2 protein-coding genes and 1 pseudogene are annotated in these 1,591 nt (G+C 33.4%); all 3 read left to right on the top strand.

Features of this window, described 5'->3' with window-relative positions:
- Positions 1 to 173: 173 nt before the first annotated feature.
- Positions 174 to 566, top strand: coding sequence for a hypothetical protein (locus BACCOP_RS21515; RefSeq protein ID WP_007482662.1), 393 nt, complete (start codon positions 174 to 176; stop codon positions 564 to 566).
- Positions 567 to 638: 72 nt separating this feature from the next.
- The gene (locus BACCOP_RS02525; RefSeq protein WP_007565886.1) at positions 639 to 1,178 is read left to right on the top strand and encodes a hypothetical protein; all 540 of its coding nucleotides are present in this window, start codon (positions 639 to 641) and stop codon (positions 1,176 to 1,178) included.
- A 106-nt stretch (positions 1,179 to 1,284) separates the two neighbouring features.
- Positions 1,285 to 1,591 (top strand): annotated as a pseudogene (locus tag BACCOP_RS20765) (hypothetical protein); the annotation flags it as partial.

Raw genomic sequence — 1,591 nt, 5'->3', positions numbered from 1 at the left:
TATCACAATGAAAATTTGACAACGGACGAGATACAAAAGGCTCGTGAGGTGGAAGAACAGGAATGGTGGGTAAATAAAAGCCAATCATGCAAAGTAATTGAGTTATAACAAAGCGTGATAACGCCTAACAGCGTTCCCCGCTTAGCCATTACTAACAATACGAATAACTCTTTATGATAAAATTCATTTTAGATGCGATGTATTATCAGATATTCATATTTAATAGGGATAAATTTATATTGGAAAATCCACATGAGCGGACGATACAGATAATATGTGGAATATTATTTCTTCCTGTTATAGTATTGGCATATCTACTGATAGAGGAGAATTTCAATTATAAAACCCCTTTTGTGTTTTTCATCATAATCTATGTTTTATTATACAAGACATTCTGTTCGTATTATATCAAAAGGAAAAAAGGTATGGAAATTATAAGGAGTAAACCTCTGATATTTAATAGCCAAAAGGTTTCTTCCTTCATATCATGGATGATTTATCCCATTTTGGTTGTATTACTTTATTTTATAATAACACATCGTCATTGGCTAAAAATTATACAATAAAGATTTAATAAGTTAGTAACAACGAAAGATAGCATCTGACGATGCTCCTTTCTAATCATTAGATATAAAGACATGAGAATATTTGTATTGTATTGTTTGTTCCTTTTCCCACTTAGCTATGTTATAGCGAAAAACGGCTATGTGGAACAAAATTCAGTAAAGTATCATTTTTTGACTGAACAAGATACCCTTTATATAGAAACAGAAAAAACAGAATTTGAAACTCTATATAGGCTGTGTTTTAATCAGCACGATGAAAAGAAGGTCATTTTTGAGTTGAAAGCGGTAGATGATAGCAATATTGACTTCGTGCAAAGCTATACAATCAATGGAGTGAGAAAGTTTGATTGCTTTGCTGTGTATGATAATGTGGCAGACGGAAACCGTTTCCTGTTCTTTGATTATGAAAATCAAGCAGCTTACATAACGCCTACTTGTTTTTCCGGTTTCTATCCGATATGCAGTTCTGTGGACTTTTCAAAAACGGAAGTTTTATTACAAAATGAGCACTCCCATTTGAAACAGCTAAACGACACATTAAGTATTGATAGTAAAAGTGGGCTTATGTACCATTTTAACTGTAATAATCGAAATTATAAAGGCAACTTTTAGTTCCATATCCTCAAGCGAGAAAGGGCAATAGATATCTAATAACGAAAGATAGCATCTAACGATGCTCCTTTCTAAGCATTCAAGGCATTAGCTGTAATTATATGACATGAAAATCTATGAGAATAAAATATTGAGAATACTTGGATTTATTTTTATTTGGATTTATGTATTCGGTGTGGGCATTTGTTTTGCCGGAAGGTGGTATGCCATTGGAATACCGGGAGTGGTTTTATTGCTTGTATGGTTAAATCACAATCTTATAGGTGCTGCTATTCGTAGATATAGAGCAAGGCAGGCAATCAAACAGATAAAAAAGCATGGAACACGATTATCGGTTGATTTAAGCCAATGTAAAGTCAGTGCGCAGAAATGGAGTAGCAAGAAGTCAAGGATGCAAGAGCCAGTCTTTTTGG

The sequence above is a fragment of the Phocaeicola coprocola DSM 17136 genome (assembly GCF_000154845.1).
In the GTDB taxonomy this organism is placed as follows: domain Bacteria; phylum Bacteroidota; class Bacteroidia; order Bacteroidales; family Bacteroidaceae; genus Phocaeicola; species Phocaeicola coprocola.
Note: the sequence above shows the minus strand (reverse complement) of the source record. Positions and strands in the feature narration are given on the sequence as shown.

Bases quoted from the DNA above. Each gene is read 5' to 3' on its own strand.
- BACCOP_RS21515 (WP_007482662.1), top strand. From the start codon at position 174: ATGATAAAATTCATTTTAGATGCGATGTATTATCAGATATTCATATTT.
- BACCOP_RS02525 (WP_007565886.1), top strand. From the start codon at position 639: ATGAGAATATTTGTATTGTATTGTTTGTTCCTTTTCCCACTTAGCTAT.